The 14886-nt window shown below is 69.4% G+C and carries 15 protein-coding genes; 13 read left to right on the top strand and 2 right to left on the bottom strand.

What is annotated here, in order from left to right:
* Positions 1-390 precede the first annotated feature (390 nt).
* From ACFYMC_RS23900 to ACFYMC_RS23850, 11 genes are all read left to right on the top strand, one after another.
* On the top strand, positions 391-1005 hold the full coding sequence (locus ACFYMC_RS23900) for a TetR/AcrR family transcriptional regulator (RefSeq protein WP_388528672.1): 615 nt from the start codon (positions 391-393) through the stop codon (positions 1003-1005).
* On the top strand, positions 989-2623 hold the full coding sequence (locus ACFYMC_RS23895; protein ID WP_388528670.1) for an isovaleryl-CoA dehydrogenase: 1635 nt from the start codon (positions 989-991) through the stop codon (positions 2621-2623). The genes ACFYMC_RS23900 and ACFYMC_RS23895 overlap by 17 nt, the downstream gene beginning before the upstream one ends.
* Positions 2624-2711: 88 nt before the next feature.
* Complete coding sequence (locus ACFYMC_RS23890; protein WP_388528668.1) at positions 2712-3932, top strand: MFS transporter; 1221 nt, start codon at positions 2712-2714, stop codon at positions 3930-3932.
* Positions 3929-4693 carry a MerR family transcriptional regulator gene (locus tag ACFYMC_RS23885; RefSeq protein ID WP_388528667.1) on the top strand — a complete coding sequence of 255 codons (765 nt, stop codon included), beginning with the start codon at positions 3929-3931 and terminating at the stop codon, positions 4691-4693. The genes ACFYMC_RS23890 and ACFYMC_RS23885 overlap by 4 nt, the downstream gene beginning before the upstream one ends.
* 108 nt (positions 4694-4801) lie before the next feature.
* Positions 4802-5422, top strand: a complete 621-nt coding sequence (locus ACFYMC_RS23880) for a DUF6230 family protein (protein WP_388528665.1) — start codon at positions 4802-4804, stop codon at positions 5420-5422.
* Positions 5413-5799, top strand: a complete 387-nt coding sequence (locus ACFYMC_RS23875) for a DUF6114 domain-containing protein (protein ID WP_388528663.1) — start codon at positions 5413-5415, stop codon at positions 5797-5799. The genes ACFYMC_RS23880 and ACFYMC_RS23875 overlap by 10 nt, the downstream gene beginning before the upstream one ends.
* A complete protein-coding gene (locus tag ACFYMC_RS23870; RefSeq protein WP_388528662.1) occupies positions 5777-6445 on the top strand; it encodes a hypothetical protein in 669 nt (222 codons plus the stop codon). The genes ACFYMC_RS23875 and ACFYMC_RS23870 overlap by 23 nt, the downstream gene beginning before the upstream one ends.
* A gap of 265 nt (positions 6446-6710) precedes the next feature.
* Entirely contained in the window at positions 6711-7514 is an 804-nt protein-coding gene (locus ACFYMC_RS23865; protein WP_388528713.1) for a VOC family protein, read from the top strand.
* A 331-nt stretch (positions 7515-7845) separates the two neighbouring features.
* Positions 7846-8109, top strand: coding sequence for a ferredoxin (locus ACFYMC_RS23860; protein WP_388528660.1), 264 nt, complete (start codon positions 7846-7848; stop codon positions 8107-8109).
* Positions 8099-9493, top strand: coding sequence for an NAD(P)/FAD-dependent oxidoreductase (locus ACFYMC_RS23855; RefSeq protein ID WP_388528658.1), 1395 nt, complete (start codon positions 8099-8101; stop codon positions 9491-9493). The genes ACFYMC_RS23860 and ACFYMC_RS23855 overlap by 11 nt, the downstream gene beginning before the upstream one ends.
* Before the next feature lie 24 nt (positions 9494-9517).
* Positions 9518-10759, top strand: coding sequence for a cytochrome P450 (locus ACFYMC_RS23850; protein WP_388528657.1), 1242 nt, complete (start codon positions 9518-9520; stop codon positions 10757-10759).
* Positions 10760-10881: 122 nt separating this feature from the next.
* On the opposite strand, the gene ACFYMC_RS23845 is transcribed toward ACFYMC_RS23850, so the two are convergent.
* Positions 10882-11799, bottom strand: a complete 918-nt coding sequence (locus ACFYMC_RS23845) for a haloalkane dehalogenase (protein ID WP_388528656.1) — start codon at positions 11797-11799, stop codon at positions 10882-10884.
* Between the two features lie 451 nt (positions 11800-12250).
* The gene (locus ACFYMC_RS23840) at positions 12251-12913 is read right to left on the bottom strand and encodes a hemerythrin domain-containing protein (protein ID WP_388528655.1); all 663 of its coding nucleotides are present in this window, start codon (positions 12911-12913) and stop codon (positions 12251-12253) included.
* A 335-nt stretch (positions 12914-13248) separates the two neighbouring features.
* Here ACFYMC_RS23840 and ACFYMC_RS23835 point away from each other — a divergent pair, with 335 nt between their 5' ends.
* On the top strand, positions 13249-13698 hold the full coding sequence (locus tag ACFYMC_RS23835) for an SPW repeat protein (RefSeq protein WP_388528653.1): 450 nt from the start codon (positions 13249-13251) through the stop codon (positions 13696-13698).
* A 334-nt stretch (positions 13699-14032) separates the two neighbouring features.
* On the top strand, positions 14033-14641 hold the full coding sequence (locus tag ACFYMC_RS23830) for a DNA-binding response regulator (RefSeq protein WP_388528652.1): 609 nt from the start codon (positions 14033-14035) through the stop codon (positions 14639-14641).
* Positions 14642-14886 lie beyond the last annotated feature (245 nt).

Below are 14886 nucleotides of genomic sequence, written 5' to 3'. Positions count from 1 at the left end.
CCCGGCGGGGGGCGCCCCCCCGGGGGCGGGGGGGGGGGTTTTTGGGGAACTGGCGCACCCCCCGGTTTAAAAGGCCGTGGGGGGGGCCGGGGGGGGGGGGCCCCCCCCCACGCTCCGTGCCTATCAGGGCGTTCCGGAGGGAATGAAGTGAGGAGGGCGTTGATGGGCCGCTATGCAGACAACCGGCGCGATCTACCCGTTTGAACTATTAAGTGGATCTTGTTGATCGCTCTGCATGCAGGCTCAAAGTGTGAAGATCTTATTGTGAATCCGAAGGATTCGTGAAGATCATCCGGCCCGCCTTCCGGGCTTGTGGCTGTCCTCACAGGGAAAAGCTGACCGGAACTCAACCCTGGTGTGAAGTGGTGAATCAGTGCTTCAATCCTTCGCGTGCCCTACCGCCGGACCCCCGCCGTGCAAGCCCGCCTCGATTCCAGACGCCAAGAGATCCTCGACGCCGCCGTTCGCCTCATCTCGCGCGACGGCTACGCCGGTTGCACCATCGCAGCCATCGCTGCGGAAGCCGAGATCTCAGCCGGGAGCGTGTACCAGTCCTTTTCCGGCAAGGCCGAGTTGGCCGCCGTTCTCTTCCGCGCTCTGGCGGCCCGCGAGGTAGAGGCGGTCAGCCTCGCCGCGGACCGTCCCGGACCGGCTGCTGCCCGTGTCGCCGCTGCCGTCGAGACCTTTGCGGTACGCGCGCTCCATGCGCCTCGCCGCGCCTTCGCCTTGCTGGCCGAGCCCGTCGACCCCGTGGTCGACGCCGAACGGCTGGTCTTTCGCCGGGCCTTTCGCGACATCTACGCCCGAGCCATCGCCGAAGGCGTCAACACGGGCGAACTGCCACCGCAGCCAGCGCAGTTGACGGCAGCAGCGTTGGTCGGTGCGGTAGCCGAAGCACTGGTCGGCCCGCTAGCCGAGGGGCACGCGGATCCCGACGATGTCATCCCCCAGCTGATCGCCTTCACCCAGCGCGCCCTTGGAGGGCAGCATGTCGCCCACGCATGAGGTCACCAACCAGGTCCCCGCACACCACGGCCATGACGTCGCCCAGGACCCCGTCCTACTGGATGCGGTCACCCGGGAGGGCGCCGGTTGGGCAGCGACCGAACTGCACCGGCTCGGGCGCCTCGCCGGCTCCGAAGAGGCCGCCGAATGGGGCCGCTTGGTCAATGAGTGCCCGCCGGTGCTGCGTACCCACGACCGCTACGGCCACCGCGTCGACGAGGTCGAGTTCCACCCGTACTGGCACGAACTCATGCGCACCGCCGTCGAGTACGGCCTGCACGCAGCTCCCTGGCAGGAGCGGCAGCCGGGCTCCCATGTGGCCCGCGCCGCCAAGTTCTACCTATGGGGCCAGGTGGAGGCCGGGCACTCCTGCCCGATCTCCATGACCTACGCCGCTGTCCCTGCCCTGCGCACAAACGCCGATATCGCCACCTGGATGGAGCCGCTTCTGGCCGCCCGCAGCTATGACTTCGGGCTACGTGCACCACGCGGCAAGACGGGCCTGATCGCGGGCATGTCGATGACGGAGAAGCAGGGGGGCTCGGACGTCCGGGCCAACACCACCCGGGCCCTTCCTACGGCGGACGGGGGTTACCGCCTCACCGGCCACAAGTGGTTCACCTCGGCCCCCATGTCGGACGTCTTCCTCACCCTCGCCCAAGCCCCCGGCGGGCTCTCCTGTTTCCTGCTGCCGAGGGTCCTCCCCGACGGCAGCCGCAACGCGCTGCGCCTGCAGAGGCTGAAGGACAAGCTCGGCAACCGGTCCAACGCGTCCGCCGAGATCGAGTACGAGGACGCCTTCGGCTGGCTCGTCGGGGAGGAGGGCAGAGGAGTGTCGACCATCATCGAGATGGTCAACATGACCCGCTTGGACTGTGTCCTGGGCGGCGCCTCGGGAATGCGGCTGGGAACCGTCCGGGCCGTCCACCACGCCACCCACCGCAGGGCTTTCGGCAAGTCCTTGATCGAACAGCCTCTGATGCGCAATGTGCTGGCCGATCTGGCACTGGAGTCGGAGGCTGCGACCGCGGTCGCCCTACGCCTCGCCGGGGCCACCGACCGGGTCGCGAACGGCGACCGTGCCGAAGCGGCGGTCCGCCGACTGGGCCTGGCCGTCACCAAGTACTGGGTGTGCAAGCGAGCCCCGGCGCACGCGGCGGAAGCGTTGGAATGCTTTGGCGGCAACGGCTACATCGAGGACTCCGGGATGCCCCGGCTCTACCGCGAAGCACCGTTGTCCTCCATCTGGGAGGGCTCCGGCAACGTGGCCGCCCTCGACGCCCTACGTGCGATGTCTCGGCAACCGGAGACCGTCGAAGCCTTCTTCGGTGAGATCGAACTGGCCGCGGGCGCCAACCGGCACCTCGATGCCAGCACGGCCCGTCTGCGCAAACAGTTGGCCGATCCCGCGGAAGACGAGTACCGGGCTCGTCGGATCACCGAGACGCTCGCGCTGGTCCTGCAGGCTTCACTGTTGGTCCGGCACGCGCCCCACGCGGTGGGCGACGCCTTTTGCGCCTCCCGCCTGGGGGCGGAGGGCGGCGGCGCCTTCGGTACGCTGCCCGTGGGAGTGGACACGGAAGCGATCCTGGCTCGCGCCCGTACGGCCGTGAACTGACCCACGGCTCATTGGCCATCGGGTGGGAGAAGAGCGACACATGAGCCGTACGGATCGATCAGGGCCTCTCGCCGGTGCCCCGCAATCCGTGACAGTCGCTTCCGGTGGGCTCAGCCGTGTGCTCCTGCTGCTCTTCGCGACGGCCTCGGGCGTCGCGGTGGGCAGTCTGTACTTCCTCCATCCGCTGCTCGGGGTCATCGCCTCCGAACTGGACGCCCCGCAGGCCCTGATCGGCCTGCTGGTGACGGCGACCCAGGTCGGCTATGCGCTGGGCGTGTTCTTCATCGTCCCCCTGGGCGACTACCGGGACCGTCGGCGGCTCGTGCCGCTGATGATGATGCTGTCCGCCCTCGCGCTGCTGGCCTGCGCCCTGGCCCCCGGGGTGAAGGCGCTGGCCGTGGCCACGGCGGCGGTGGGCGCGACCGCGGTGGCGGGGCAGATCCTCACCCCGCTCGCCGGGGACCTGTCCGAGGACGCCCACCGGGGCAAGGCCGTGGGCATCGTGGTCAGCGGCCTGATCACCGGGATCCTGGCCGCGCGCGTCTTCAGCGGCGTGCTCGCCGACCTGGCCGGCTGGCGAGCCGTGTTCCTGGCGGGCGCGGCGGTCGAAGTCCTCCTCGGTCTCCTGCTGTACCGGTCCATTCCCCGGCTCGCTCCGTGCGCCGGGGGTGAACCGTACGGCTCTTTGCTGCGCTCCGTGCTGCGTCTGGTGGTACGGGAGCGGGGTCTGCAAGTGTCGATGGTGCTCGGTGGTCTCGGCTTCGTCGTCTTCACGATGTTCTGGACGGCGCTCACCTTCTTGTTGAGCGGGCCTCCTTATGAGTACCCGACGTCCGTGATCGGGCTGTTCGGCCTGGCCGGCCTGGTTGGTGCGCTGGGCACGCAGGGTGCGGGCCGACTGCACGACCGGGGCCGTTCGGTGACCGCGGTCGGGTTGTCCTGGCTCGTCGTGTCACTGTCCTGGGTGGCCGCCGGCTTCGGCGGCCACGTGCTCCTCGTGGTGTTGGCCGCGGTGGTGACCTTGGACGTCGGGGTGCAGGCCCAGCACATCCTGAATCAGTCGCGGATCTTCGAAATCGACCCGGCGGCGCGCAGCCGGCTGAACACCGCATACATCTCGGGCAACTTCGTCGCCGGCGCGGTCGGTTCACTCGTCGGTACCTGGGTGTGGTCCCGGTACGGCTGGACAGGGGTCTGCATCGCCGGCGAGGTCCTTTCGGTGATCGCGTTGGGCGTGTGGTTCCTGGCACGCAACGATGCTCTGCGCCCGCCTCTGGACCAGCACCGCGCCCTACACTCCCGCGGGTGAACACGAAGGACGACGAAGGCGGCGGCCGGATCCGTTACCGCCGGGAGGAACTCGCCGAGCTGGCCGGTGTCAAGGTGCGCAACCTGCGCTACTACCAGGAGCGCGGGTTGCTGCCACCACCACGCCGGGAGGGTCGTATCGCCTGGTACTCCGATCACCATGTGGCGCGGCTCCGGCTGATCACCGACCTACTGGGCCGCGGTTACACGGTCAACGGGATCGCCGAACTCCTCGACGCCTGGCAGCGAGGTGGTGGGATCGCCCAACTCCTGGGCTTGGAAGCCGCGATGACCGGTGACTGGCTCCAGGAGGAGCCCGTTACCCTGCGGCTGGCCGAACTCGCCGCACTCTTCGGCGGGTCGGCCACCCCCGAGGACACCAGGCGTGCCCGGGAGCTCGGTTATCTACGCATCGACGGTGACAGCGCCACCTACCCCAATGGTCGGCTGCTGGAAGCCACGCTCGCTCTGGTGCGGCAGGGGGTGCCCTTGGAAGAGATCCTTGATGCGGGTGCGTTCGTGCAGCACCAGGCTGCTGCGATCGCGGACCGCTTCGTGAACCTGTTTCGGGGGCACGTGATCGGCGAGTTGGGGTTGGACCAGTTGTCCTCCGCGGAGGTCGAGCGCATCACCGAGGCGGTAAAGGCGCTGCGTCCGTTCGCTGGGGACGTGGTGGCGGCGGAGTTCGCGCGGGCCATGGCGAGGCGGGTACAGGAGGAGTTGCGTGCGCTGCTGGGGGCGCAGGAAGGCCCGCCGGAGTAGGCCGAAAGGCACCGCTCGCACAACCTTGCCAACCGTCATTGGCACTCTTACATTCAACTCGTCGGAAATACCGGCGAGTACACCCATGCATCCGCAAAGGGGACAGTCATGCAGGACGAGCACGACTTAACCAGGCCGGAGGGCAAGGTCAGCTGGCGGCGGTTCGCCCTACTGTCCGTCCCGGCCCTCACCCTCACGGCCGCCCTTGCCGTCGCCGTGGCCAACGGAGCCCTCGCAGCCTCCTTCGCGGTCTCCGGCCAGCAGTTCAAAGTCTCCGCCGACAGCCTGAGCGGGGAGGGCTTCGCCCAGTACGGCAGCATCGACGCCAACGCCCGCGACGAGCTGCTCCCCGTGGCGGTCACGGCCATCCGCACGGCCAAACTCAACAACCTGTGCCAGTCGGTGGTCACCACCCTGCCCATGGTCGGCGACATCTCCCTGTACCTCTCCGCAGGACGAGGTACACCTGTGGAGGCCCGAGACCTCTTCGTGGACGCCACCCAGCTCTCCGGCGACGCCAGCTTCCGGAACATCGAGATCGGGCGCGACGCCTCCACACTGGACAAGGGCCCCGCCGATGCGCAGGGCATGCAGGACCTCTTCGCCCAACAGGCCGACACGGTCAGCATCAGCAACCTCCGCCAGACCGCCTGGGCCACCAACGCGGGGACCTTCAAGCTCTCCGGACTGAGCATGTCCGTATCCAAGGGCAAGAAGGAATGCTTCTGACCCACTGGCGCCGGAGCCGGCCCTTTTGGGGCGGCCTCTTCACGATCCTGGCCGGCGCCGAGATCTGTGCACTGCCACTCGCCCCACTGGAGATCATGCTCCAGCAGGGCGTGGCCGGAATCCCCTCAGTCCTGATGGGACTGATCATGATCGTCATGGGCCTTTCGGCCTGGTTCGCACCGCAGTACCGCGGTCTCGCAGGCATCGTGACGACCCTCATCGCTGCTGCCGCTCTGGTGCTGTCGAACCTCGGCGGGTTCTTGATCGGCACCCTCCTCGGCATCCTCGGCGGCGGGCTGACCTTCGCCTGGCAGCCGCACGCCACGCAACCCCCTCCCCCCAAGGAGCACGCGCATGAAGACGCGACGCACCCTTAGCGCACGGGCCCTCGGAGTCGGCTTCGCCACGACCGCGGCGCTCATCTGCGCGGTCCCCGCTTCTGCCGCTTCCCCCGATCGGACTTCCGCGGCAGGATCCACCACGGTGACCCCGGCCGGCCATGGCTTCTCCGCCACCCTCAGTGGCACGGCCACACTCAAGGCCGGTTCGGTCACGGTGACGTGCCGGACCTCGACCACGGCCGGCGCGGTTCCCTCCGCGCCGGACAACCACGCCCCTGCCGGCCCCGTCACCTCGGCGGTCGCCCCGCCGACCTACGGTTCATGCACCGCCAGCCTCCCGGGGGTGACACCTACCGTCACATCCAGCGGCGACTGGACGGTGTCCATGCAGCACGGCCAGCCCGTCACCGGCTCGCTGACGGTACCCACGCAGGGCCTGGTCCTCAAGACCACCGGCCTCGCCAGCTGCACGGTCACGGCCGCACCCACTGCCCCGGCAGCCGTCGCCGGAACCTGGACCAACGCCGCGCCCTCCACGTTGGTCTTCGTCAACGCCACCGTCCCCGTCAAGGTCACCGGGGGATTCGGCTGCCCGACCAGGGCCACCACCTCCACCTTCTCGGCCACCTACCAGGTCACCGACAGCACCGACCCGTCCGAGCAGATCACCGTCACCGGCTGACCCCGCACGGTGGACACGGGTCCGGCCTCCACCCGAGCCCGTGTCCCGGGCCCGCGCCCACCGCCTCCCGCGGAGTGTGCCGGCTCCGAGCCTGGGTACCCGCACACCGTCGGCGCGGACGCTCCACCGAGCGGATGGGGCGTTGGTGCGTGCCGTCAACGACGTACCGCCGACGGAGGCTGCCCGCCATGCCGCCGGACCCGCCTCACCGACCCCCGACCCGCTCGGCGCTACGTTGGGGCCGACGATCACGTACGAGCGGCGGATGGGGTTGACAGACGTGTCGACGTCAAGTCACGAGGTGTTCGGCGCACCCTGTTGGGTCAGCCTCCTGGCACGCGATCTCAGCGCGTCCCAGGAGTTCTACAGTGAGGTGCTCGGCTGGAAGTTCCGGGCCAGCCCGCTCGGTGACGACTTCTCGATCGGATTCCACCGGGGAGTGCCGGTGGCCGGCATCGGAGCGGTCGCGGAGAACCTGGACGTTCCGGTGACCTGGACACCGTACTTCGCCGTCGACGACGCCAATGTGACCGCTGACCGGATCCGTGAGCGCATGGGGACCGTCGCCGTCGGACCACTGACCTTCGGCACCGGCCGGGCCGCGCTCGCCGCCGACCGGGAGGGAGCGGTCTTCGGTATCTGGGAGGGGCGGGTCATTCCGGACTGGGGAGTGGGTCGCGAAACCGCACCCGCCTGGATCGAGCTGCGCACCCGCAACGTCTTCGACGCCGCGATCTTCTACGGTGAGGTCCTCGAATGGGAGTGCGGCCGAGTCGACTGCTGTGACGTCTGGTACCACGACGAGGGCGAGTACGTGGTCCTACGGCACGGTGGCCACCCCGTCGCCCGGATCTCCGCGGGCGGGGTCGAAGCCGCCCCCGATCCACAGGTCCGCCCGCGCTGGCACGTGCACTTCCGAGTCGACGACCTGAAGACCGCCGTTGACGCAGCCATCGAGCTCGGTGGGGTCGTCGCCGCCCCGACGGAGACCGATGACGTCGGCAGGTCCATCACGCTCCGTGACCCGGACGGCGCCCTGTTCGCCCTCAGCGTCGTGGACGCCGGCTGAGGGGGTGAGGCGCCAGCGTCACTGGTGCGTGCCGGGCCCACCCAACCCACGGGGCGGGACGGGACGCCCCGCGACGCGGACGGGCACTGTCCGGTGGCCCACGTAGGCCCGGGGGGGCCATGGCGCGGCGCCGGCCCTCCGCAGATCCGAAGCGGCGCTGGCGTAGGCGTGGGCTTACCGGCGGGCCGGCGCGAGCACCCACCGTACGGGCGGTTCCCGCCACGCGGGCAGAGCGTGGCGACTCACTCCAACGGGCCTCCGGAGCGGCCGTGCCGCTTACCGCCGAGCAGGCTGGTCCGGGGGAGACGGGGTAGCGAAAGGACTGATCTTGGTGAGGCTGGTCGTCGATCTCAACCGCTGTCAGGGATACGCGCAGTGTGCGTTCCTCGCTCCGGACGTCTTCACGATGCACGGGGAAGAGGCGCTGCTCTACGAGCCCATGCCGGACGACGGGTTGCGTGAGGCGGTGCAGCTGGCCGTCGCCGCTTGCCCCGTGCACGCGATCCGGACGGACGCCCCGCACCTCCTCGATCCCCAGGACTCCGGGCCGACGCCTGGGGCCGAGGTGACACAGGGGGCCCGCGATGGCCGATGACGGGAGCTTGGAACGGTTCAGGCGCACGGGACGGATCGTGGTGGTCGGTGCCTCCCTGGCCGGCCTGAGCGCGGCTGAAACGCTTCGAGAGAAGGGTTTCGCCGGAACCTTGACCATGGTCGGTGACGAACCACACGAGCCGTACGACAGGCCGCCGCTGTCGAAACAGGTCCTGCTGGGGCGCTCACCCGCCGATCACACCACACTGCCCCGGCGCCGTGCCGTCGACGCCGAGTGGCGCTTGGGCGTACCCGCTTCGGGCCTCGACCTGGGCTCCCGCCGAGTACGCCTCGCCGACGGTGACGAATTGGAGTACGACCGGGTGCTCATCGCCACCGGTGTGCGAGCCAGACCCTGGCCGCAGGAATCGGAGGCGGCACTCGACGGGGTCCTCGTACTGCGTACCCGGGAGGACGCCGCCGCACTCCAGCGGCGGCTCGATGACCGGCCGGGGCGCGTCCTGGTGATCGGTGCCGGGTTCACCGGCTGTGAGATCGCCTCAGCCTGCCGGGAACGAGGTCTACCCGTCACCGTGGCCGAACGCGGGTCCACCCCCCTGGTGGGTGCGCTCGGCGGGGTCGTCGGAGAGGTGGCGGCCGAACTCCACCGAGAACACGGTGTGGACCTGCGCTGCGAAGTGATGGTGACCCAACTGGAGGGCGACTCCGCAGGGTGCGTGCGTGCGGCGCACCTCTCCGACGGCAGCACCGTGAACACCGATCTGGTGGTGGTCTGCCTCGGTGCCACCCGCAACACCGAATGGCTCGCAGGCTCCGGACTCGCCGCGGGCCCCCGGGGCATCGCCTGCGACGCCGGCTGCCGTGCCTTCGACGTCCGCGGCATCGTCACCGACGACGTGTACGTGGCGGGCGACGTGGCCCGCTCACCACATGCCCTCTTCGGGTACCAGTTCCTGTCGCTGGAACACTGGGGCAACGCCGTCTCCCAGGCGGAAACGGCTGCTCACAACATCCTCAGCGAGAGCGCCGACCGACGCCCCCACCTGTGGGTGCCCGCCTTCTGGTCGTCCCAGTTCGGAGTGAACATCAAGTCCGTCGGCGTGCCCTCCATGGGTACCGAAATCATGATCACCCAAGGGTCCCGTGCGGAGCGCAGTTTCACCGCCGTCTACGGACACCGGGGGCGGATCATCGCGGCGGTGACCTTGGACCAGTCGCGGTGGTTGCAGTTCTACCAACAGCTGATCGAGTCCGCCGCGCCCTTCCCGCCGAAGTTCCCGACCGTCGACCGACGTTCCGAGGAAAGCCATCCGATGCCCGCGGACTTCCCCGACCCCTCGGTTCCCACCCATGGCCCCACCGTCACCCTCAGCGGATACTCGCCGGCCGACCGGCGGATCACGTTCACCCCCGCCGGACACTGACCGGCCGGCACCGGAGGCGCCGTCATGTCGCAAGCCATCCTTCGCCAGATCCTCGACTACTCCAGTCGCTCGAACCCCTATCCCCTCTACGAGGAACTGCGCCGGACGCCCGTTTCGCAGTTCGTCGACGGCCCCTACGTGGTCAGTACCTACCACGAGATCCAGAGCCTGCTCCACGATCCGCGGATCAGCTCAGAGGCGCAGAACACCGTCACGACCGCCGGGGACCCCTTGGCGCAGTCCGAGGAGGAAGAGGAGCAGGCGACCCTACCGCCCAGCATCCTGCGGACGGACCCCCCGGAGCACGACCGGTTGCGCCGCAGGATCAACCGTTCCTTCGGCCCGCCGCATGCGCCGCGCCTCGTGCACGACATGGCGGCGGATCTGGAGAACATCATCAGGGAGCTCATCGACGGCATCGAGGATCCCTCGAACTTCGATCTGGTCGAACGGGTCGCCTACCCGTTCCCGGTCACGGTGATCTGCCGTCTGCTGGGAGTGCCCCGTGAGGACGAGGCGCGCTTCCACGTCTGGGCCGACACCCTGACCGGCAGCCTCGACCCGGATCCGGAGGTGGACGCCGAAGCCCGCCACAAGGTGCTGCAGGACGCGCGGATGCAACTCGGCATGTATATGGCTGGCTTGATCGAACAGCGGCGCAAGAACCCCGGCGAGGGAATGCTCTCCGAGCTGGCTTCCGGGCACGGACCGGACGGATCCCTCACCACGATGGAACTGCTCAGCGCCTCGGTGCTCCTGCTGATCGCCGGGCACGAGACCACGGTCAACCTCATCACCAACGGCATGCTGACCCTGTTGCGCAACCCCGAGCTGCTGCGCCGACTCCGTGAGGACCCTTCCTTCGCCGCACCGGTGGTGGAGGAACTGCTGCGCTTCGAACCACCCGTTCACATCTTGCCGCATCGAGCCACTCTGGCCGATGTCGAGGTCGGTGGAGTCGTCATCCCCAAGGGTTCCTCGCTCTGGTTGTTGCTGGCCTCAGGCAATCGCGACCCGCAGCGGTTCAAGGACCCCGAGCGTTTCGACCCGGACCGTGCGGACGCCCAACACCTCGGCTTCGGCAGCGGTGTTCACAGCTGTTTCGGTGCGCCGATCGCGCGGTTGGAGACCCAGATCGCGCTACGGGAGCTGGTGCGCCGGCTGGAGAACCCGCGGCTGTTGGAGGATCCGCCGCCGTACCGGCAGAGCGCGGTCCTGCGCGGCCCGCGCCACCTTCCGCTGGCGTGTGACGGCATCCGCCCCTGAGCGGACTCCGGGCCGGTCGCCGGCTACGGGCAGCGCTGTGCAGCGTTGAGAAGCGGGGCCGTCCCTCCGCAGGGGTGGCCGTCATCCTCCTCAGCGGACACCGGGAACTCGCCGTACCGTACTCAGCCGTGTGCGATGAAACGGTTCACGATCCGGGCCAACTCGGGGCCCTGGTCTTCCTGGAGGAAGTGCCCGGCGCCCTTGACCGAGGTGTGGTCCTGCCCGGCGGCGCCCGGCACCTGCTCGCGGAAGGTCCGGTCGCCGCCCCGGGTTATCGGGTCCTGGTCGCTGAACGCGCACAGGAACGGTTTGTCGAAGCGGCGCAGTGCCTGCCAGGCGGCCCGGTTCGGTGCGCTGGCGGGGTCATCGGGCGAGGCCGGGACGAGCATCGGGAACCGGCGGGCCCCGGCCTTGTACGACTCGTCGGGAAACGGGGCGGCGTAAGCTGCCCGGACCGCGGGCGCAAGGGTGCTCTGGCATCCCAGGTCCACGATGTCCTCCACCTTCAACCGGTAGGCCGCCTGGCTGAACTCCCGCCAGTCGAAGAAGGCTTGTGGGGGCTTGTGGTCTCCGGTCGGCAGCGCGGTGTTGGCGGCGACGACCCGGGCGAACCGTTCGGGGTGCTCTGCCACCAGGCGCAGGCCGATCAGCCCGCCCCAGTCCTGGCAGACGAGCGTGATGTCATGCAGGTCGAGTCGTTCGAAGAGGGCCTCGCGGGTCCAGTCCACGTGTCGTTGGTAGGTGTAGTCCTCGCGGTCGGCAGGCTTGTCGGAGCGGCCGAAGCCGATCAGGTCGGGGGCGATGCACCGGTGGCCGGCCCGGGCGAGGACCGGGATCACGTGCCGGTAGAGGTAGGACCAGGAAGGCTCGCCGTGCAGCAGCACCACCGTTTCGGGTGAGCTCGGATCGCCTTCGTCGACGTAGTGCATGCGCAGGGTGTCGGCGCTGCCGTCACCGGCACCGACGAAGGTGTAGTGGGGTGCGAACGGGTAGTCCGGCAGGTCAACGAAGTGCTGGTCGGGCGTCCGCATGAGGTCCATGCCGGTGAGCCTCCTTGGTGTGGTGGAACCTCGCTCGTGTCTTGAGCCGCCAGGCGCCGGTTCTCGATCCGTATGACGGTCATCCTGTGGAATTAGCGTGACCATGTCAATCGCTGCTCGCGGTCGAGAGGCCGATGTGCCGCCGAGCCCCTACTTCGGCGCCGCCCCGGCCCACCCCGACGAGGTCACCACCGACGAGCGTGGCGCTCTCCTCCACCGGTCGTCAACGATGGAGGAAAGCGCCCGATTGGTGTCTGCCTACTCGTGCCGCTGTGCGCAGCCCCGCGCCGGGTCCGTTCCAGGTGATGCCATCGCTTCCGGCAGGCCGTGACGAGGTCACGAGCGGTGGCGCATAGCGTCAAGGTCCGCACCTGTGGATTCCAGGTGCTGGCCCGATCGACGGGGGTGGTCACCGATGTGCTGGCCGCACGGGTTGCCTGCCGCGCCGTCGTCAGCCGATGGCCGAGCCGTTCTTCACGCCCCAGCGGTCGAGCTTCACGTACGCCGGCTGCCACTCCTCGTGGTAGGCGGCGAGCAGCGGTTCCGGGAGGCGGCCGAGCACCGCGGCAGTGGTTCGGGGGCCAGCTCCGTCCAGCAGCCAGGGGAGGTATGCCGGGTTGCCGGCGGCGCCGATCCGGGTGCCGTGCTCCGCCCCGAAGCGTCGCAGCAGTTCATCGGTGGCATAGGCGTCGACCAGCGCCAACGCCTCGTCCTCTTCGTGCCGTAGGTGTCCCCCCAAGCCGGCCACCAGGCGTCCGATGATTTCTCCGAGGCGCTCCGGACCCCCCTCCCGGTCGGCCAGCGCTGCGTCGACCGCCGCGAGTCCGGGGTCGATGGCCTCGTGCTCGGCGTCCATCGCCTCGATGACCGCGAGTTCCGCCGGCCGGTCCGCGACTGCCTGCCGAATCGCGGGCCAAAGGACGGTGTCCTCGGCGCCGTGGTGGACGTGCAGGTAGTCCTTGAACATCTGCCAGCCGACCGCCGTCCGCAGGATCTGCCAGGGGTCGTCCGTGGTCCGTGCAGTGATCTGGGCGATCTGCTCCAGCTCGCGCCGCAACGCGTCATGGATCGCGAACATCATCGTCATGTCGTGCTTGAACGTGTGACCGCTCACCGGGGACCTCCTCGTTCCGCGCCTGAACGCGCGCTGTGTGTCTGCCCCTATGACGGATGCCGCGAGGTGAATGTGACGGGGGCAGGCAGATCGGCGCCGCCGACCGCTCTCCTGGCGATCGGCAGGAGAGCGGTCGGCGGCGGTCCTGTGGACGTCGGCGCGCCCGACGCGAGGGAGGCGGAAGGGCGGAGGGTGTGCGGAACCCGCGCCGGCGCGGGGGCGACTTCCGGGGACGGCGTGGAAGGTCAAGGTTCGGTACCCATTGACCATGCCCTATGGACAAGCGTTACATAAGTAATAAAGGGTAGATAAGTGCTTCACCAGGAGGTGGCGCCATGTCCATCCATCAGAGTATTGAGCAGCACCCCGACCTAGCCGAGATGCGTTCCCGGTTCGAGCGGGCGACGACGACCCCGCAGGCGCAAGCCATCGAGACGCTGGGGCTGCTCACCGGCCTCTACCTCGCGGCATCGCCCTGGATCGTCGGCTTCAGCGGTCTGACCACTCTGGCTATCTGCAATCTGATCGCCGGTGCGGCGTACGCCCTGGTCATGGGTGGATTCGGCCCCGCCTACGAACGCACCCACTCCATGGCATGGGCGGGCATCGTGATCGGTGCCTGGACCATCGTGGCTCCCTGGGCCGTGGCGGGTGACGTGGCAACCACCCGTAGCGTGGTGAGCAACGTCATCGTTGGTGCCGTCGCTCTGCTGCTGGGCGTGGCCATGTCGGCCACGGCGGCAGCCCGTGCCAGCAGCGGGCTCGGCCGACGCCCGGCCGACTGATCAGGAACCCGGTCGGAGCCGAGGCTGTTTCCAACACGGGACGGGGGGGGGGGGGGGGGGGGGGGGGGGGGGGCGGGGGGGGGCCCCCGCGCCCCCCGCCGCCGCCCCCCCCCCCCCCCCCCCCCCCCCCCCCCCCCCCCCCCCCCCCCGTGGCCAGCCGGACCCGGCGCACACCCTGCGCACTGCCGCACCAGGGAGCGCCGAGGGTAAACCTGGGCGCCCCCGTTGCTCCCCAAACTCACGTTCATCGGTTACGACCTTGGGGCATTGGCATCAGGTACCGGAGGATGGTAGACGGCAGGTCTTGGGTCGCAGGTCCGGAGGGGGACAGCTGATGACCAGCGTTCTGGTGCTGCACAGCGTCAATCTGCTGAGGTCGGCACTGGCGGCATTGCTGAGAACCGAAGCCTCGTTCCACGTGGCCTCGGGAGGTTGGTACAGCGCCACCTGTCAGATCGCGTCGCTACGCCCGGACGTGTGCGTCGTCGACGCGGACTGCCCCGGCGCGATGGTGCTCTGGGAGGAGGGAAACCAGCGCGGCGGCCCGGCACTCGGCCGCCCCACCGCGCTGCTGGTGCTCGCCACTGCCGCTCGCCCCGGCTCGCTGCGCAAGGCGGTGGAAGCCCGGGCCCTCGGGTACGTCGACAAGGACGGTTCCCCGACGCGCCTGGTGCAGGCCGTCCGAAAGGTGGCCAAGGGCGAACAGTTCGTCGACGAGTCCCTGGGCTTCGGGTTCCTGGAGGCCTCCAGGATGCCGCTGAGCCCCAGGGAACTCAGCGTTCTGGCACGCGCCGCCGAAGGAGACTCGATCGCCGAGATAGCCCGCGGTCTGCATCTGTCGGTGGGCACGGTGCGCAACTACATGGCGGCTGCCACCCGGAAGGTCGGAGCCCGGAACCGCATCGACGCGATCCGCATATCCCAGGTGGCCGGTTGGGTGTGACGGCTGACCGGGCGGGCCTCGCCGCGGGCGCACTGCCTCGACACACAGCCACCGGACGAGCCGCCGCACAGCACAACACCGGGCCGAGGGGAATCCGAGAACGAAGCCAGAGGCGACGGGCCCGGTCGAGAGCGCTGCGCGGCCCGAACCGGGCAGCCCTGACCACCGACCGCAGGTGTACGGTGACTACCCGTCGCGCCCCGCACGTCACCCACTGCCTGGTCTTGGCCAAGCCCCATCGTGGC

Origin of the sequence: Streptomyces sp. NPDC006879 (assembly GCF_042869595.1) — a bacterium.
Classification (GTDB): Bacteria; Actinomycetota; Actinomycetes; order Streptomycetales; family Streptomycetaceae; genus Streptomyces.
This window is presented reverse-complemented; position numbering and strand designations above follow the sequence as displayed.

Excerpts from the sequence above, each read along its gene's own strand:
- ACFYMC_RS23835 (WP_388528653.1), top strand. The coding sequence starts at position 13,249 with ATGTCCATCCATCAGAGTATTGAGCAGCACCCCGACCTAGCCGAGATG.
- ACFYMC_RS23855 (WP_388528658.1), top strand. The coding sequence starts at position 8,099 with ATGGCCGATGACGGGAGCTTGGAACGGTTCAGGCGCACGGGACGGATC.
- ACFYMC_RS23830 (WP_388528652.1), top strand. The coding sequence starts at position 14,033 with ATGACCAGCGTTCTGGTGCTGCACAGCGTCAATCTGCTGAGGTCGGCA.
- ACFYMC_RS23875 (WP_388528663.1), top strand. The coding sequence starts at position 5,413 with ATGCTTCTGACCCACTGGCGCCGGAGCCGGCCCTTTTGGGGCGGCCTC.
- ACFYMC_RS23865 (WP_388528713.1), top strand. The coding sequence starts at position 6,711 with ATGGGGTTGACAGACGTGTCGACGTCAAGTCACGAGGTGTTCGGCGCA.
- ACFYMC_RS23850 (WP_388528657.1), top strand. The coding sequence starts at position 9,518 with ATGTCGCAAGCCATCCTTCGCCAGATCCTCGACTACTCCAGTCGCTCG.
- ACFYMC_RS23880 (WP_388528665.1), top strand. The coding sequence starts at position 4,802 with ATGCAGGACGAGCACGACTTAACCAGGCCGGAGGGCAAGGTCAGCTGG.
- ACFYMC_RS23845 (WP_388528656.1), bottom strand. The coding sequence starts at position 11,799 with ATGGACCTCATGCGGACGCCCGACCAGCACTTCGTTGACCTGCCGGAC.
- ACFYMC_RS23895 (WP_388528670.1), top strand. The coding sequence starts at position 989 with ATGTCGCCCACGCATGAGGTCACCAACCAGGTCCCCGCACACCACGGC.
- ACFYMC_RS23870 (WP_388528662.1), top strand. The coding sequence starts at position 5,777 with ATGAAGACGCGACGCACCCTTAGCGCACGGGCCCTCGGAGTCGGCTTC.